This is a genomic window from Marilutibacter spongiae (assembly GCF_014145325.1).
Classification (GTDB): domain Bacteria; phylum Pseudomonadota; class Gammaproteobacteria; order Xanthomonadales; family Xanthomonadaceae; genus Marilutibacter; species Marilutibacter spongiae.
Genome location: NZ_JACHTF010000002.1, coordinates 259,292 through 273,988 on the forward strand (window position 1 = coordinate 259,292; position 14,697 = coordinate 273,988).

At 69.8% G+C, this 14,697-nt stretch carries 16 protein-coding genes; 7 read left to right on the top strand and 9 right to left on the bottom strand.

From position 1 onward, the window contains the following. Nucleotides 1-94 precede the first annotated feature (94 nt). Complete coding sequence (locus H4F98_RS02760; protein ID WP_182685125.1) at nucleotides 95-406, top strand: HPF/RaiA family ribosome-associated protein; 312 nt, start codon at nucleotides 95-97, stop codon at nucleotides 404-406. 77 nt (nucleotides 407-483) lie between these two features. On the opposite strand, the gene soxR is transcribed toward H4F98_RS02760, so the two are convergent. The 4 genes from soxR to H4F98_RS02780 form a co-directional block, all read right to left on the bottom strand. After that, on the bottom strand, nucleotides 484-936 hold the full coding sequence (gene soxR, locus H4F98_RS02765) for a redox-sensitive transcriptional activator SoxR (protein WP_182685126.1): 453 nt from the start codon (nucleotides 934-936) through the stop codon (nucleotides 484-486). A gap of 78 nt (nucleotides 937-1,014) precedes the next feature. Beyond that, nucleotides 1,015-2,190 carry a glycosyltransferase gene (locus tag H4F98_RS02770; protein ID WP_182685127.1) on the bottom strand — a complete coding sequence of 392 codons (1,176 nt, stop codon included), beginning with the start codon at nucleotides 2,188-2,190 and terminating at the stop codon, nucleotides 1,015-1,017. A gap of 120 nt (nucleotides 2,191-2,310) precedes the next feature. Further along, a complete protein-coding gene (locus H4F98_RS02775; protein ID WP_182685128.1) occupies nucleotides 2,311-3,594 on the bottom strand; it encodes an MFS transporter in 1,284 nt (427 codons plus the stop codon). 91 nt (nucleotides 3,595-3,685) lie between these two features. Beyond that, a complete protein-coding gene (locus H4F98_RS02780; RefSeq protein ID WP_182685129.1) occupies nucleotides 3,686-4,306 on the bottom strand; it encodes an HD domain-containing protein in 621 nt (206 codons plus the stop codon). Between the two features lie 174 nt (nucleotides 4,307-4,480). On the opposite strand from H4F98_RS02780, the gene H4F98_RS02785 reads away from it, so the two are divergent. Further along, nucleotides 4,481-5,197 carry an energy transducer TonB gene (locus H4F98_RS02785; protein ID WP_182685130.1) on the top strand — a complete coding sequence of 239 codons (717 nt, stop codon included), beginning with the start codon at nucleotides 4,481-4,483 and terminating at the stop codon, nucleotides 5,195-5,197. A gap of 22 nt (nucleotides 5,198-5,219) precedes the next feature. Here the strand turns inward: H4F98_RS02785 and sstT are convergent, their stop codons facing one another. Continuing rightward, entirely contained in the window at nucleotides 5,220-6,458 is a 1,239-nt protein-coding gene (sstT, locus tag H4F98_RS02790; RefSeq protein WP_182685131.1) for a serine/threonine transporter SstT, read from the bottom strand. A gap of 115 nt (nucleotides 6,459-6,573) precedes the next feature. Between sstT and H4F98_RS02795 the strand changes: the two genes are divergently transcribed. Further along, nucleotides 6,574-7,203, top strand: a complete 630-nt coding sequence (locus H4F98_RS02795; RefSeq protein WP_182685132.1) for a hypothetical protein — start codon at nucleotides 6,574-6,576, stop codon at nucleotides 7,201-7,203. A gap of 33 nt (nucleotides 7,204-7,236) precedes the next feature. Next, the gene (locus tag H4F98_RS02800; RefSeq protein ID WP_182685133.1) at nucleotides 7,237-7,752 is read left to right on the top strand and encodes an LEA/WHy family protein; all 516 of its coding nucleotides are present in this window, start codon (nucleotides 7,237-7,239) and stop codon (nucleotides 7,750-7,752) included. Between the two features lie 27 nt (nucleotides 7,753-7,779). Here the strand turns inward: H4F98_RS02800 and H4F98_RS02805 are convergent, their stop codons facing one another. The 4 genes from H4F98_RS02805 to H4F98_RS02820 all read right to left on the bottom strand — a co-directional run bounded on the left by H4F98_RS02805 (nucleotide 7,780) and on the right by H4F98_RS02820 (nucleotide 10,553). Next, on the bottom strand, nucleotides 7,780-8,223 hold the full coding sequence (locus H4F98_RS02805) for a hypothetical protein (protein WP_182685134.1): 444 nt from the start codon (nucleotides 8,221-8,223) through the stop codon (nucleotides 7,780-7,782). Nucleotides 8,224-8,429: 206 nt separating this feature from the next. Further along, on the bottom strand, nucleotides 8,430-8,963 hold the full coding sequence (locus tag H4F98_RS02810) for a hypothetical protein (RefSeq protein ID WP_182685135.1): 534 nt from the start codon (nucleotides 8,961-8,963) through the stop codon (nucleotides 8,430-8,432). Nucleotides 8,964-9,092: 129 nt separating this feature from the next. Beyond that, nucleotides 9,093-9,749: a DUF3011 domain-containing protein gene (locus H4F98_RS02815; protein ID WP_182685136.1), complete on the bottom strand. Its 657-nt coding sequence runs from the start codon at nucleotides 9,747-9,749 to the stop codon at nucleotides 9,093-9,095. Nucleotides 9,750-9,917: 168 nt separating this feature from the next. After that, nucleotides 9,918-10,553: a hypothetical protein gene (locus H4F98_RS02820; RefSeq protein ID WP_182685137.1), complete on the bottom strand. Its 636-nt coding sequence runs from the start codon at nucleotides 10,551-10,553 to the stop codon at nucleotides 9,918-9,920. 194 nt (nucleotides 10,554-10,747) lie between these two features. Between H4F98_RS02820 and H4F98_RS02825 the strand changes: the two genes are divergently transcribed. From H4F98_RS02825 to H4F98_RS02835, 3 genes are all read left to right on the top strand, one after another. Continuing rightward, nucleotides 10,748-11,782, top strand: a complete 1,035-nt coding sequence (locus H4F98_RS02825) for a mechanosensitive ion channel family protein (protein ID WP_182685138.1) — start codon at nucleotides 10,748-10,750, stop codon at nucleotides 11,780-11,782. Nucleotides 11,783-12,744: 962 nt separating this feature from the next. Further along, a complete protein-coding gene (locus tag H4F98_RS02830) occupies nucleotides 12,745-13,932 on the top strand; it encodes a trypsin-like serine peptidase (protein ID WP_182685139.1) in 1,188 nt (395 codons plus the stop codon). A gap of 134 nt (nucleotides 13,933-14,066) precedes the next feature. Then, on the top strand, nucleotides 14,067-14,609 hold the full coding sequence (locus H4F98_RS02835) for a peroxiredoxin (RefSeq protein ID WP_182685140.1): 543 nt from the start codon (nucleotides 14,067-14,069) through the stop codon (nucleotides 14,607-14,609). The last annotated feature ends 88 nt before the right edge of the window (nucleotides 14,610-14,697 follow it).

A 14,697-nucleotide genomic window follows, 5' to 3' on the forward strand; every position in this document is an offset into this window, starting at 1 on the left:
CTTCGCGCAGTCTGAATGCAGGCACTGTCACTGTGTTCGACAGGCAGCCCGGGCCCTTTGCCGGCTGCCGCCCATAACAAGAAATGGAGGCGCAATGAAGGTACAGATCAACACCGACAGCCACGTCCAGCACGACGAATCCCTGACGCGGCATGTCGAGTCGGCCCTGGCCAGTTCTTTGGACCGCTTCAATGGCCAGATCACCCGGATCGAGGTCCATGTCCGCGACAACAACGCCACCAAGTCCGGCGGCAACGACAAGCATTGCGTGATGGAAGCGCGGCTGGAGGGCCTGCCGCCGATGACCGCCTCCGAGGACGCGGATACCGTCAAGAGCGCGGTGTCGGGTGCCGCCCGCAAGCTCCAGCGGGTGCTCGACCATGCCCTGGGCAAGCTGACCCACTGAGCCCACCGGCCCTCCCATGGCCCCACGCCGGCCGCCGGACGCGCTCCGGCGGCATGGCCCACCTGCTCCCCGCGCGTCTAGGCGCTCGATTGACCGGCGGTGCCGCTCCAGCGGCGCGCCCCGGCACCCGCTACGCCCAGGCTGTCGCGGGGATTGGCCAGGCGGCACCGCTCCAGCGACAGGCAGCCGCATCCGATGCAGTCGCCCAGGGTGTCCCGCAACTGCTGCAGCTGCGCGATGCGCGCATCCAAGTCCGCCTGCCAGTGCGTGGACAGCCGCAGCCAGTCGCGCCGCGTCGGCGTGCGGCTTTCCGGCAGGGTCGACAAGGCCTCGCGAATCGCCGCGAGCGGCACCCCGACCCGTTGCGCGACCCGGATCACGGCCACCCGCCGCAATGTGTCCCGCCCGTAGCGACGCTGGTTGCCCGCCGTGCGGCGGCTGTGGATCAGGCCCTTGGCCTCGTAGAAATGCAGGGCCGACACGGCCACTCCGCTGCGTTCGGCCAACTGGCCCACGCTGAGCTCGGACATCCTCGCTACCTCGATATTGCTTGAGCTTTCATCCTCGCCCCTGCGCGCGCCTGCGACAAGCGCGATCCGTCGCAGCGCTCAGGCCTCGTCCACCAGCCCCTGGTAGAGCGCGACGACCCGACCCATCAGGGTATCGGTGCTCCATGCACGGGCGTCGCCGGGCCCGGCCATCGCGAGTTCGGCACGTTTCGCGGGCGACCGCAGCAGGCCGGCGACGGCGTCGGCGAAAGCGCCCGGCTCCTCGGGACTGACCACCGCGCTCCGGGTGCCCGCGAGGACGGTCGCGGTACCCATCACCGCGGTCGAGACCACCGGCACGCCCAGCGCCATGGCCTCGGTCAGCACCAGCCCCTGGGTTTCGGTCGGCGAGGCGAAGACGAACAGGTCGCCGGCCCGGTAGGCATCGAGCAGCGCGCCCTGCCGGTCGAGGTTGCCGTGGAAGCGCACGGTCCCGTCCAGGCCCATCGAAGTGCTGAGCTGCTTGAGGCGCTTCGCGTCGGGCCCCTCTCCGGCGATGATGAAGCGCAGGCGCGGAAATTCGGCGACCAGCCGCCTGGCCACGTCCAGCAGGAAGGCGATGTTCTTCTCCACCGCCAGCCGGCTCACCGTCACCAGGACCGGCTGGTCCAGGCCGATGCCATGGGCCCGACGGAAGGCGGCGCCGTCGCCGCCCTGGAATTCGTCGAGGTCGATGCCGGTGGGAATCACGGTCCAGGGCGTCTGGATCCCGTACCGGGCGAGCACGCCGGTCATCTGCTCGCTGGGCACGATCAGGTGGTCGACGCCATGGCAGAGCTGGCGCGACACTCGGCGGGCGATGAAGCGCAGCAGCCCCCCGGGCAACCAGGGCAGGTAGTGCGCGACGTACTCCTCGAAATAGGTGTGGTAGGTCTCGACCGTGGGCACCCGCGTGCGTTCGGCCAACCGCACGCCCAGGCGGTGCGCGAGGAACGGGGTATGGATGTGGATCACGTCCCAGCGCCGCGCCGCCAGCCGCGGCAGCAGCGCCCTGATCGCGTCCCCTCGGATCAGGCGGTCCTCCGGATCGAAGAAGATCTCGCGTGACGGCAGCCGGATCACCTCCAGGCCGTCGAGGGCGCCGTCGGCAGCGCCCTCGACGGGCGGGCCGTAGTCCGGCGCGACCAGGGTGACCTGGTGCCCCATCCGCAGCAGCGAGCGGGCGAAGGTGCGGATGGAGGTCGACACCCCGTTCACCCGCGGGAAATACACGTCCGACAGCATCAGGATGTTCATCGCGTCAGGCTATGCACGCGCGGTTACCGTCGTGTTGCACCCCTCGCCGCAGCCCCGGTGGGCGGCGCTCTCGCGCCTGCATGCCGTCATCCAGGCGTCATGCCGCCCGCGCCGCGGGCCTCAGTCGTGCAGTCGCCGCGGCACCGCCAGCAAGGCCAACAGGCTCAGCGCGCCGGCTGCCGACAGGTAGAGCCCCACGTATTCCAGGCCATGGCGGCTGGCGAGCCAGGTCGCGATGTAGGGCGCGAGCGAGGCACCGAAGATGCCCGACAGGTTGAACGCCAGCGATGCCCCGCTGTAGCGCACCTCGGCCGGGAACAGCTCGGCGAGGATGGTGCCCAGCGGACCGTAGGTCAGGCCCATGATCGCCAGGCCGATCGCCAGGAACGCGACCGTGCCCACGATGCCGCCGCTCCCGAACAGCGGCTGGAACAGGAAGCCGAAGGCGATGATCGCCGCACTGGCCAGGAGCATCATCCGGCGGCGCCCGACCCGGTCGGCATACATCGCGGACAGCGGGATCGTCGCGGCGAACAGCAGCACCCCGCCCATCTGCATCCACAGGAACGCCTCGCGCGCGTGTCCCAGGCGCGAGGTGCCCCAGCTGAGCGCGAACACCGTCATCAGGTAGAACAGCACGAAGGTCGCCAGCGCCGAGACGGTGCCCAGCAACAGGGCCCGCGGATGCAGGACGAGCACGTCGCGCATCGGCAGCGCCACGCGCGCCTCACGGTCGATGACGCGCTGGAACGCCGGCGTTTCGGTCAGCCGCAGCCGGATCCACAGGCCCAGCAGCACCAGCACCGCGCTGCCCAGGAACGGCAGGCGCCAGCCCCAGGCCATGAAGTCGGCCTCGTCCAGGCAGGCGCTCAGCAGCAGGAAGGCGCCGGTCGCCAGCAGGAAGCCCAGCGGCGCGCCGAGCTGCGGGAACATGCCGTACCACGCGCGCTTGCCCGGCGGTGCGTTCTCGGTGGCCAGCAGCACCGCCCCGCCCCACTCGCCGCCCAGGCCGAGGCCTTGGCCGAAGCGGCACAAGGCCAACAGGGCCGGCGCGGCGACGCCCCACTGCGCGTACGTGGGCAACAGGCCGATCACCACCGTCGAGGCGCCCATGGTGAGCAGGGCCGCGACCAGCGTCGCCTTGCGGCCGACGCGATCGCCGAAGTGCCCGAAGACCGCGGACCCGATCGGTCGCGCGAAGAAGGCCAGGGCGAAGGTCGCCAGGGATTGCAGTGTCGAGGACGCCGGATCGCCGGCCGGGAAGAACAGGGACGGGAAGACCAGCACCGCGGCGGTGGCGTAGATGTAGAAATCGAAAAACTCGATCGTCGTGCCGATCAGGCTGGCCAGGAGTACATGGGCCCTCGACGGGCGCGCCGGTCCGGCCCTGTTGGCATCGTTCATCGCGTGGCATCCCCGTCCGCCGGTTCGGGTCGATCCGGCCAGGCCCGCATTCTGCCCGATCCGGCCACGCGGGCGGAACGCGCCGGGTCCTTCAACGCTTGCCGGTCACCGCGCGACGGAGGTTGGCCCGTGCGCGCGCGTCCAGGCGCTCGTGGAAGAAATCGCTCAGGAAAATGCGTTCGCGTGCCAGCAGCCCCTTGAGGAAGCGCCTGCGGTTGATCCGGAACAGCCAGCCGGGCACATGGCCGCGGTACTCGCTGGCGATCCCGCGGTCGTAGGCATCGAAGGCGTCCGGCGCCGCGCCGAGGATGGCCATGTCGCAATCGAGGAAATGGCGTACGTCGTCCGGATGGGCGTCGTCGTCGAAATCGCCGGGGCCGAACCGGCCGTGGCGCGCGGTGAGCTCGATCAGGCCCGCGACACGGTCCACGTCGATACCGGCTGCCGGCGTCGCGGCGGCGATTTCCTCGCGGGCGAACTCGGCCGAGCGCGCCTCGTTGTCGCCACGGGAGGGCTCGTAGATGGCGTCGTGGTACAGCACCGCCAGGCGCACTTCCCGTGGCTGCCGCCAACCGGGGCCTTCCGCCACCGCGTCGAAGTGGCGCATCACCTCTTCGACATGGCCGAAGTTGTGGTACGCCCGTGGCGGATGCGCGTAGGCCTCGCGGAGCCGCGCTTCCTGGGAGGCCTCCAGCGCGAAGCTCTCAGGCATCGGCGGCCTCCCGGATCGCTTTTTCGTTCGTCGACATGCCGTTCGTCGCCATTTTAGTACCGTACGTCAATATTCACGGGTTTTGAAATATGGGTGTAACCCAAGCCCGGACCGGACAGGGTCAGATGGGGCCCATCCAGAACAATACAGGCCGCACGGCCGGAAGGAGCGCCCATGAAACCCCTCGTCCTTGCAGCGGCCCTGCTTGCCCTCGCCCCCATCGCGGCCGCCGCGCAGACCGGCGCGACCGGCACGGCGTGGAACGGCGAACAGGTCCACACCTTCGCCATCGAGCTTGATCCCCAGGGTCGCATGGTGTCGATGCGCCCGACCGCCCCGATGCCCGACGCGCTGCGCAGCGCGCTCGAGTCGCGTGCCGCGGAATGGGTGTTCCAGACCGACGGTCGCCCCGCGGGCTCGATCCGCAGCTACCTGCGCATCGCCGTCGCCGGCGGTACCAGCGCGGGCGAGCCCCTGCGCATCCTGTCGGCAACCACGGGCCCGGCCTTCGACACCCTGAGCAACCCGGTTTACCCCACGAGCGAACTGCGCCGTGGCGAAGGCGGCGTGGTCGTGTTGCAGGTCGAGGTGGACGCGAACGGCGCGGTGACCGCGGTCGATTTCCATGGCGACAAGCAACGCGCCACGCGTTCGATGGCCAACGCCGCGCGCGACGCCGCCTGGCAATGGCGCTTCACTCCCGAGCAGGTCGACGGCATGCCCATCGCCAGCACCGTGCTGGTGCCGGTGTGCTTCATGGCCGACCATCCCGCGCCCTCCAGCTGCAGCTGGCAGGGTCCGGGCGCGCGCCACCTGAGCCGGTTGGCGATCGTGACCCTCGATCCGGCCGCGCGCGTCGACACCCAGGCCGCGCAGCTCGCCGGCTTCTGACGGCGGGCCGCCTGTCGGCAACTCAGCCGTTGCCGCCGCTCGCGGCACGGCTGGCCGCGGCGGTGAAGAGCACGTCGGTCGAGGAGTTGAGCGCGGTCTCGACCGAATCCTGGACCACGCCGATGATGAAGCCGATGGCCACGACCTGCATGGCGACGTCGTTGGAGATGCCGAACATGCCGCAGGCCAGCGGCACCAGCAGCAGCGAACCGCCGGCCACGCCCGAGGCGCCGCACGCGGCCACCGCGGCGACCACGCTCAACAGCAGCGCGGTCGGCAGGTCCGGTTCGATGCCCAGCGTATGCACCGCCGCCAGGGTCAGCACGGTGATGGTGATCGCCGCCCCCGCCATGTTGATCGTGGCACCCAGCGGGATCGATACCGAATAGGTGTCCTCCGGCAGGTCGAGTCGGCGGCACAGGTCGAGGTTGACCGGGATGTTCGCCGCCGAGCTGCGGGTGAAGAATGCGGTGATGCCGCTCTCGCGCAGGCAGGTCAGCACCAGCGGGTACGGATTGCGCCGGGTGACGAAGAACACCAGCAGCGGGTTCGCCACCAGCGCAACGAACAGCATGCTGCCCACGAGCACGCCCAGGAGGCGGAGGTAGTCCAGCAGGGCCCCGAGGCCCGACTCCACCAGCGTCGCGGCGACGAGGCCGAGGATGCCCAGCGGCGCGAAGCGGATCACCAGGCGGACGATGAAGGTCACCGCGCCCGCCAGGTCGTCGATCACCCCCCGAGTGGTATCGCCCACGCTCCTGAGCGCGATGCCGAGGCCGACCGCCCAGGCGAGGATGCCGATGAAGTTGCCCTCGAGCAGGGCGTGCACCGGGTTGTCGACGATCTTCATCAACAGGTCGCGCAGCACCTCGACGATGCCCGCGGGCGGTGCCACCGCGACCTCCGCGGCCGCCAGTTGCAGGGTCGAGGGAAAGGCGAAGCTGGCCACCACCGCGACCAGCGCCGCCAGCAGGGTCCCCACCAGGTACAGGACCAGGATCGGCCGGATGTGGGTCGACTGGCCGCGCTTGTGGTTGGCGATCGCCGCGGTGACCAGCACCAGCACCAGGACCGGCGCCACCGCCTTCAGCGCCGAGACGAACACGCTGCCGAGCAGGCCGCTGGCACGCGCGGCGTCGGGCCAGGCCACGGCCAGCAGGACGCCGACCACGAGGCCGACGACGATCTGGGCGACCAGGCTGGTGTTGAGCAGGAACGCCAGCCAGCGCGGGCTGGCGGGGCGGTCGTTGGCAGGAGTCATGCGCGTTGTTCCTCGGCATCCGGGGCCTGGGCGAAGCGCCCAAGATACGGAGGTCGGCGACGCCGTGCCAGTCGCCCGCGTTCCCGCCCGGCCGGCGCCGGGGCATACTGGCGCCATGGTCCAGGACCGAATCGCCCGCTGGGCCTCCGCCCTGCCCGACGCCGTCACGTCGGCCTTCTTCCTGTCGGTCTGGATCGTGCCGGCGTGGTGGGGCGCGGGGGCCATCCGCACCGGCATGCTGATGATGCTGGTCGAGTTCATCCTCCTGCATGCCACCGCGATGCTGGGCTCGATGCTGCTGCGGTCGGATGGAGATCGGGACAAGCGCCGGCATCGCCTCGCCCTGGTCGCTTCGCTGGGCGGCTTCTACCTGCTTTTCATCGCCGCCTGGTCGTACCAGTTCCGGGCGTGGTGGCCCCTGCTCGCGTTCGGTTGGCTGCTGCTGGGCAAGGCCTGGCAGGCGTTCCAGCCGCTGCCCGGCGAGGCCCGTCGGCGCCGGATGCAGTCCGACTGGGCGATCGGAGCCATGGCCTACCTCGCCGGGGTGTTCCTGACCGTGTTCGTCCCGGTGCCGCGACTGGGGATAAGCGGAGCGATCGTCGCCGAGGCCGGACTGCCCGGCGGGGGGCTCTGGGTCAGCCAACCGCAGACGGTCATCGCCTTCGGCGCCTTCTATTTCGCCGTACTGGCCGCCACCAAGGCGCGCGGCACGCTCCTGCGCCATGCGCAGCAAGCCCCCGGCTGATCGCAACGCCCACCCGCTTCCACGAGACCGCCCATGGCCATCGCCCTGCACTGCCGCCGCCGACATCGCCGCCTGCCCGCGGCCTGGCTCGTGGGCGTCGTCCTGGCCTGGATGCTGTCGGCCTGTGCGAGCCTGCCCCATCGCGATCCCTTGAACGTGGATGTCGCGGGCGTCGAATCGCTGCCCGGCGAAGGCATGGAGATCCGCCTGGCGGTCACGCTGCGGATCCAGAACCCCAACGACGACCCGGTCGACTTCCGCGGCGCGGCGCTGGCCCTGTCGCTCAACGACCGCACGCTCGCCACCGGGGTCAGCGACAGCGCCGGCCGCGTACCCGCCTACGGCGAGCGCCTGGTGACGGTGCCGGTCACGATCCCCGCGATCAAGGCGATCCAGCAGCTTGTGGGCGTCGCCCGCGACCCCGGTCCCGGCCCGCTGCGTTACCGGGTCGACGGCAAGCTGGAAGGCGGCTGGTTCGGCACGCGGCGCTTCAGCAACGAGGTCGAACTCGACCTGGCGGAGACGCCGCATGAGCCGGACGGACGCTGAGCCGGCGGGCCCGGTACCCCTCCCCCGTCAGCGCGGCGTATCGCCCGGACCCGGCACGGGCCTGATGCCGGCCGAGCGCCCCGCGTGGGCGAGCAGCGAGTAGACCTCCATCACCGTGTCCATGAGGTCGCCGCCGCTCGCGTGCACCGCGGCGTCGGCATGGGCAGCCAGTCGGCGCAATCGGTCTCGGCGTCGGACCAGGCGTTCGATCGCCAGCAGCTCGTCCTCCATGATCCGGCGCACGTCGCGGATGTCCAGGTCGCCGGGCAGGACTTCCGGGAACATGTCCAGCGCATCCAGTACCTGTTCGCAGAAGCGCACCGAGGGTGCGCCCAGCCATGCCCGGCGCCCCTCGCCGGGCGAGCGGCCGTCCCAGGGCGAGAGCCGCTTGAGCTCGGTTTCCATGGCGTCCATCGCCGTGTCCAGGCCAGCGAGGCGGTTCGTATCCGACGAGACGGGCCGATGGGCCATCCGGATCTCCATATCGAGCCACGCGACCGTCGACCGACGGCCGGGGGTGGCGCCGGCGAACGCTTCGCGCGGCGCGCGCCCGCACCGGACGCGCCCCATGCAGGCGGACCCGTCCCGGCAGGCACCCGATATCAACCAACGCGAAATACGCGAGGAACCGGCGCATGGGTGGGTACGCCGGTCCGGCGGGGCCATCGTGGAACCGGCTAGAGCGAGGACACCGCGGTACCGCCGCGGCCCTCGAGAAGCGCGGCCGCGCGGGCACGTTCTTCCGGGCTGCGGGCGTGCACCACGACCGCGGGGCGCCCCTTCCTCAGCGCGGCCTTGACCGTGTGCACGTAGCGATCGTGGTCGGGTCGCAGGCTGAGCAGCCCGCCCACCAGCAAACCGGCGATGCCGCCGAAGAACAGCAGTGCGCCCAGGGACAACCAGGACGACTGGGTGATCATCGGGATGTCGATGAAATGCAGGACCAGCCACGCCACCACGCCGGCCACCACGCCCGCCGCGCCCATCGTCACGTGCGAACGCACCATCGTCGCCTTGATGCCCTGGATTTCGGGCTCGAGCTTGCGATCCGCGGCGGGGTCGCCCGGCAGGATCACGCAGACCTGCGCATCGGGCAGCGCCAGCGCATCCTGCACTGCCTGCCGGGCTTCGTCCGCGAGTGCCGGTTCGTTGAAGATGGCCGCGAGCTTGGTATCGAAGACCTCGCCGCTGACCGGGCTGGAAGTCTTCATCATCGACTCCTGACGGAAGGTCGATGCCAGCATCCCGCCACGCACATCGCGACGACGTGAATTGAAGCGATGCAGCGGGCCCGATCGTTACCGGCGATTCAGCCGGCAACGATCGGGCAAACGCGGTATTCAGCGCGCGCGGACGTAGCGGACCTGGTTGTGGTGGTCGCCGACCTGCGAGGTCACGAAGCCATCGTGGCTCTGGTTGATGGTGAACACGTCGCTGCCGACGTGCAGCTGTCCGCCGTTGATCCAGCCGTTCAACGTCTGCCCTGCGGCCAGCGCCGTGACCCGGCCATCGCTCTGCACCGTCATCCTCACGTTGACGTGGTGGACCGGGTTGTAACCGTTGAAGGTCCCCACCATCCAGGAGGGCACGTAGGACGCATGGCGCGCGCCCTGGTAGCCCTGGTCCTGGTATCGCTCCTCGTCCTTGTTCGCATTGTGGACCATCGCCCCGAGGATGGCCGCGCCGACGAGTACGCCGGCCGCGACCTTGGCGTCGTGGTGGCTGCTGCGGTCGTCGCGGTCGCGGTCGCAGCTGCCGCTGCGATAGTGGCTGCTGCCGTAGGTATGCACCTCGAACTGCGCACGGCACCCGTCGTCGACCCAGATCTCGCGACGGTCGTAGTCCCAGTCGCGCCCCTTGATGCAGCCGGAATTGGACAGGCGCCGCTCCATCGTCACGTAGCCTGCCTGCTCGAGCGGGCAGGTCCTGTAGCCGTTGTCGCGACTTTCGCAGGTCACCCGGTAATCGGCCAGGGCGCCGGTCGACCACGCAGCCATCGCAAGTCCTGCGGCGAGGACGGTGGAGCTACGGTACGGCGAAGCGGATAGCTGGCGTTTCATCAGCGAACTCCTCGAGTCGAAGTCATGGAACAGCAAACTGCCGCGCCCTTGGCCCGCCCACCGGCCATGGGCCGTGGACCGCCAGGGCAGTGAAGCGTCAGCCGGTCAGAATTCGCTGACCCGCTCCTTTTCCAGTACCCAACCGGCTTCGCCCGGCGTCAGGCGATACACGACCTGGCGGGTCTTGCCGGTCGGCTGGCCATCTTCGCCCACCAGTGGGAAGCGACGGATGAGACGATTCTCGACCACGGCGATGTCGTCGCCGCCCTTGTAGCCGTCCGCCGCTTCGGGGTCCTCGGCGAGCGGGGCGAGGTAGATGTCGCTCAGGCTCTTGCGCTTGTTCGCCGCGAAGGCGACCAGGCCCGCGGGCCCACCCTCGCTCGCCGGGGCGACGAAGACGTAGACCTCGGGCGAGCCGTCCGCATCGAGATCAGCCAGTTCCGCGTCCATCACCTGGCCATCGACGTCGCGCGTCATCGGCTCGTTGCTGGCCTCGAGGCCGGTGGGCGTGACCGTGACCCGGCCATCGCCTCCCTGGATATGGAAACCGATGCCCTGCAACTCGAGTGTCTTGTCGAAGCCCGGCCCCGGGGCGGGAGCTTCGGCAGGCGGCAGCGGCGTTTCGGCAGCCGGCGCGGTGGGTGCCGTGTCGACCGCAGGCTGGGCCCCTTCTCCCTCGGACGCAGGCTTGCAGGCCGCCAGGGCCACGCACACGGCCAGGATGGAAATCGCATGCTCCATGTCGCTGCTCCTCGTTGTGGGCGTCCCCTGTGGTCTGGGCGAGGCCGCGGTGCGCGGATGCCCATGCGCATGCGCCGGGCCGGTCGCCATCCGGGCCCGAAGAAACCACCGCTGCCGGGAAGGCGGCGTGGCGGCCCGTGGACCGCGTGCACGCATGGCGTCCACGCCCCGGGTGGCAGGCTGGAGGCCCCTCGATGCGAAACACACCCATGCCCGACTTCGAGATCAGCTTCACCCCCGCGCTCGAGCGCCTGCAGCGCGAAGTCACCTCGCTGGTGTCCGCCGCGCCGGTGTTCGTCCTCGCCCTCGTGGTCGTCGTCCTGGCGTGGATGCTGGGCCGCTGGCTGTCGAAGCGTGCGTTCATCGACCGCGTCGGCCGCTACAACCCCTTCATGCAGGAACTCGCCCGCACCAGCGTGCGATGGCTGGTACTGGCCCTGGGCGTGCTGGTCGCGCTGGAGATCCTCGACGCCACCGCGCTGGCGGGCGCCATCCTTGGAACGGCCGGCGTGCTCGGCGTCGCCCTGGGCTTCGCGTTCAAGGACATCCTGGAGAACTACCTCGCCGGCATCCTGATGAGCATCCGGCAACCCTTCTCGCCGCGCGACCACGTCGTCATCGACGGCAACGAAGGCATCGTCGCCTCGATGACCTCGCGCGCGACCATCCTGGTCACCCTCGACGGCAACCACCTGCGCCTGCCCAACGCGCTGGTGTTCCGCAGCGTCACCCTGAACTACACCCGCAATCCCAGTCGCCGCTTCCAGTTCGACGTCGGCATCGGCGTCAACGAGGACCTGCTGCGCGCGCAGGCGATCGGCATCGAGGCGATCGCCTCGCTGGAGGGCGTGCTGGACACGCCGCCGCCGCGCGCGTTCATCGCCTCGCTGGGCGACTCCAACGTGCAGGTGCGTTTCCTGGGTTGGGTCGACCAGCGCAGCCACGACTTCGCGGCGGTGAAGAGCGAGGCGATCCGCCTGGCGAAAACCGCGCTGGAGGCCGCCGGCATGGACATGCCCGAGCCGATCTACCGCCTGCAGCTGCAGTCGTTCGAGGCAGCACCGCCCTCGCCTGCGCACGCACCCTCCCGGGGCGCGGTAACGGATGGCGACGCGGCGGTGGACACCCGCGCGCGCGACGAGATCGGGAGCCGCATCGAGCTCGAGCGCGCGATGGACCCGTCCACGCGTGGACGCGACCTGCTCGATGAGACGGCGCCCAGGGAGTGAAGCCGTGGCGGCCACAGAGGCGCCCTTGTCTGAGCGCAGCGAGTTTGGGCGCCGTACCGCCGCGGCCGAGGCGCACAGGGGACCGGTGCGGCGAAGCCGCACCGGCGGCCGATGGAGCCCGCGGTTCTGGTTCCTTTTGACAAGACAAAAGGACCCGGACGCGCAGCGGGCGGAAGCCTTTGACCTTGCCTTGGGTTCCGATCGAGCTTCGAAGGATGGGTTGGGCCAAGCAAAAACCAACATGCGTCGTGGCCGGAAACCATGGCGGGCATCGCCTTCGGCTCGACCCACCCTACGAAGCGCGACGAGAGGCCGGGTCGTAGGATGGGTAGCGCGAAGCAAAACCCATCGTGCGTCATTCGTGCGGTTGCGCCCACGGTGGGTTTCGCCTTCGGCTCTACCCACCCTACGAAGCGCGACGAGAGGCCGGGTCGTAGGATGGGTAGCGCGAAGCAAAACCCATCATTCATCGTGCATGCAATCCCGCAACGGTGGGTTTCGCCTTCGGCTCTACCCACCCTACGAGCCTTATCAGGGCCTACGGGCCCGCGGAATGCCGGCCAAAGTGGCCATCGCGGCCGTCATGCGAAAACCGCCGGCCATCCTCATTGCCTGCCCGCGCGACGGTGCCCAAGGAACACGCCGATGCCGCCGCAGGCCATGGGAAACGTGAACGGGCGACGACGCGCGTTCAGTGTCGAAGCACGCACGGCGACGTGTCCGGCATTCGGGGAACGCTGCGTTGGATTGACTGACCCGGCATGACAGGACCGTCATCCACCGGGTCGAAGCAACCGGCCTGAACAGGATGTCGATCGTGCCAGACGCACTCCCCTCCCTCCATCATCGCGACGCGGCGTCCCAGGACACCGCGGCGTCGATGCGTGCGCGGGACGACGACGCCCGGGGCCGGTATCCCCCGAAAGATGCGATTGCGCATCGGTAGTCAAGGAGTCAACGTCATGGAAGCACGCAACCACAATCGTCAATCAAGCCCGGCCACGCGCCCCTCGCGCGCCCCGGCCATGCTCGCCGCCCTCGCACTGGTCGCCATGGTGCCGTCGGCGTTCGCCGCGGAAAAGCGGGTCCGCATGCCCGAGGGCGATGTCGTCCAGCTGGAGGCGCCGCGCGGCGCACAGCAGACGCTCACCGGGGCGCTCGGTCGCCCGCATCCCTTCGCCACCGCCGAGCAGCGCTCGGCCGTCGCCCCGCTGCCATGGCTGGACGACGCGGCGATGTCCAAGCCCGCCAAGGGCAACGCCAAGCCCGCGCCGGAACTGCGCGGTCCCGCCGGCGACGCCAGCGGTGGCGCCGCGCCGCCCTTCGCCGAGTATCTCGCCCGCGGTGACTTCGCCGAGGCCTGGCGCGACCTCGAACGCATGGAGGCCGGCACGGACGCGAAGGCGCTGGGCGACGGCACGGTGTCGCCGCAGGACGGCGCGCACTACGGCTACGTCCGCTATCCGGGCAACCTGAACACGTCGCAGTGGCTGGCCGCGCCGTGGAACAAGATCGGCAAGCTGTACTTCACCACGCCCAGCGGCGGCAGTTCGTACTGCACCGCCAACGTGGCCAGCGGCAACTCGGTGCTCATCACCGCCGCGCACTGCGTCTACACCCGCGGCCAGGGCTTCAACTCGAACTTCGTGTTCGTGCCCGCCGACCGCTACGGCGTGGCGCCTTACGGCAAGTACGGCTGGCAGTCGGCGACGGTGCTCAACAACTGGATCAACGATGGTGGCCGACGCTGGGACGTCGCGGTGATCCGGCTCGCCGGCGAGCAGTCCAGTGGCCGGCCCGTCACCGACTACGTCGGCTGGCTGGGCCGTTCCTGGAACCAGCCCTACGTGCAATACACCTACTCGCACGGCTATGCGAGCAACATCAGCACGCAGTACACCAGCATCTGCCGGGGCTACACCTACTCCTCCAGCAACGAGGGCTCCGACGTGCTGGTGCAGGGGTGCGACATGACCTACGGCAGCAGCGGCGGTGGCTGGCTGCGCAACTACACGCCCAATTCCCATTCGGGCAACCACGTGAACGCGGTCGTCAGCGGGCCGCATATCGGCGACTTCGGCCAGAGCTATGTCGGGCCCCGGTTCAGCAGCAGCAACATCGTGCCGCTGTGCAACGCCGCCGGCTGTTGAGAGACGGCGCCAGGTCCGGGCAGGCGCCCGGCCAGGATGCGCGGGCCCCGGTGGCCCGCGCATTCCTGCGCGGGAACGTCGCACCCAGGGGGGCCAAACCCGTATGCTGGCGCTCCCTCCCCGGAGAAGTCGCGATGAACGCCACCCAGCGCATGTTGTCCGCCACCCTCATCGGCCTCGCATTCGCCTCCACGGCGATGGCGGCGCTCAAGCCCGGCGCCGAGGCCCCGGTCTTCACCGCGCCGGCCTATCTCGCCGGCGAGCCGTTCACCTTCGACCTGGCCGCGGCACTGGAGAAGGGTCCGGTGGTGGTCTATTTCTTCCCGGCCGCCAATACGCCCGGCTGCAACATCGAGGCGCACCTGTTTTCCGAGGCCATCGAAGAATTCAAGGACCACGATGCGACCGTGATCGGCGTGACCGGCGGCAACATCGACGAACTGCAGGCGTTCTCCAGCAACACGGAGACCTGCGGCGGCAAGTTCGCGGTCGCGGCCGATCCGGGCGCGAAGATCGCCGCCGAATACGACGCGACGCTGTCGATGAAGCCGGAATGGTCAAGCCGCACGTCCTACGTGATCACCCCCGACGGTCATGTCGCGCACGCCTACTCGGACATGAGCCCCAACAAGCACGTGCGCGAGACGCTCGATGCGGTGATCGCGCTCGACAAGTAAAACCGGGCACGCCCCCGGGGCGGCGTTGCACGCCGACCCGGGGGCCACGCGACGCGATCCTCACGCGCCCGCCGGGCCGCGGTGCTAC

What these genes read in the sequence shown, in the direction of transcription:
- H4F98_RS02815 (WP_182685136.1), bottom strand. Translation starts at nt 9,749, where the DNA reads ATGGCTGCGTGGTCGACCGGCGCCCTGGCCGATTACCGGGTGACCTGC.
- soxR (WP_182685126.1), bottom strand. Translation starts at nt 936, where the DNA reads ATGTCCGAGCTCAGCGTGGGCCAGTTGGCCGAACGCAGCGGAGTGGCC.
- H4F98_RS02795 (WP_182685132.1), top strand. Translation starts at nt 6,574, where the DNA reads ATGGTCCAGGACCGAATCGCCCGCTGGGCCTCCGCCCTGCCCGACGCC.
- H4F98_RS02825 (WP_182685138.1), top strand. Translation starts at nt 10,748, where the DNA reads ATGCGAAACACACCCATGCCCGACTTCGAGATCAGCTTCACCCCCGCG.
- H4F98_RS02805 (WP_182685134.1), bottom strand. Translation starts at nt 8,223, where the DNA reads ATGGCCCATCGGCCCGTCTCGTCGGATACGAACCGCCTCGCTGGCCTG.
- H4F98_RS02780 (WP_182685129.1), bottom strand. Translation starts at nt 4,306, where the DNA reads ATGCCTGAGAGCTTCGCGCTGGAGGCCTCCCAGGAAGCGCGGCTCCGC.
- H4F98_RS02775 (WP_182685128.1), bottom strand. Translation starts at nt 3,594, where the DNA reads ATGAACGATGCCAACAGGGCCGGACCGGCGCGCCCGTCGAGGGCCCAT.
- H4F98_RS02835 (WP_182685140.1), top strand. Translation starts at nt 14,067, where the DNA reads ATGAACGCCACCCAGCGCATGTTGTCCGCCACCCTCATCGGCCTCGCA.
- sstT (WP_182685131.1), bottom strand. Translation starts at nt 6,458, where the DNA reads ATGACTCCTGCCAACGACCGCCCCGCCAGCCCGCGCTGGCTGGCGTTC.
- H4F98_RS02760 (WP_182685125.1), top strand. Translation starts at nt 95, where the DNA reads ATGAAGGTACAGATCAACACCGACAGCCACGTCCAGCACGACGAATCC.
- H4F98_RS02820 (WP_182685137.1), bottom strand. Translation starts at nt 10,553, where the DNA reads ATGGAGCATGCGATTTCCATCCTGGCCGTGTGCGTGGCCCTGGCGGCC.
- H4F98_RS02785 (WP_182685130.1), top strand. Translation starts at nt 4,481, where the DNA reads ATGAAACCCCTCGTCCTTGCAGCGGCCCTGCTTGCCCTCGCCCCCATC.
- H4F98_RS02770 (WP_182685127.1), bottom strand. Translation starts at nt 2,190, where the DNA reads ATGAACATCCTGATGCTGTCGGACGTGTATTTCCCGCGGGTGAACGGG.
- H4F98_RS02800 (WP_182685133.1), top strand. Translation starts at nt 7,237, where the DNA reads ATGGCCATCGCCCTGCACTGCCGCCGCCGACATCGCCGCCTGCCCGCG.
- H4F98_RS02830 (WP_182685139.1), top strand. Translation starts at nt 12,745, where the DNA reads ATGGAAGCACGCAACCACAATCGTCAATCAAGCCCGGCCACGCGCCCC.
- H4F98_RS02810 (WP_182685135.1), bottom strand. Translation starts at nt 8,963, where the DNA reads ATGAAGACTTCCAGCCCGGTCAGCGGCGAGGTCTTCGATACCAAGCTC.